Source organism: Vibrio sp. 1580 (assembly GCF_033340055.1).
Map to the genome: position 1 here is coordinate 1 of NZ_JAWOVT010000519.1, position 575 is coordinate 575.

The 575-nt window shown below is 47.1% G+C and carries 1 protein-coding gene and 1 pseudogene; both read left to right on the forward strand.

What is annotated here, in order from left to right; all coding sequences use genetic code 11:
• Positions 1 to 214 (forward strand): GNAT family N-acetyltransferase (locus R7093_RS26925; protein WP_318147237.1); only part of this gene is annotated, 214 nt, incomplete at its 5' end.
• A 2-nt stretch (positions 215 to 216) separates the two neighbouring features.
• Positions 217 to 575, forward strand: a pseudogene (locus R7093_RS26930) (phosphotransferase); the annotation flags it as partial.

A 575-nucleotide genomic window follows, 5' to 3' on the forward strand; every position in this document is an offset into this window, starting at 1 on the left:
CAAAGCAAAAGTGGTCTACGAGTTGAAAAATGATGTGATGCACATAACATCGACGGTCGTACCAGAAGAGCTGCGCGGCAAAGGTTATGGCAAAGTAATGATGGAAGCGGTACTCCCAGAAATTGAAGCTCTGGGTTATAAAATCGAACCGGTTTGCCCGTATGTGGCGCATTACATCAACCGTAACCAAGCTTGGTCGCATCTTCTTGCTTGAGTATGAATGACCACCACCTTTTGTATCAAAATATCAGCCAGGATCTTTATCTCGGTGCATTGCTGTCGAGCGAAGTAATCCAGTCACTTTGGGGCGGTTACGGAGAATTGGTTCGGCTGATATTCGCTAAACGCTCTGTCATTGTAAAACACGTCAAATTGCCTAAACCTTCTGAACACCCTAGAGGCTGGAATACAGACCGTTCTCACCAAAGAAAGCTGCACTCTTATCAGGTTGAAGTCAGTTGGTACGCGCATTTTTCCGGTGTCATGGACTCGCACTGTCGGGTACCACAAGGCTTAAAAACGTTCCAGTCGGAGAATGAATGGCTCATTGTGATGGAAGATCTCGCCGAGGCGGG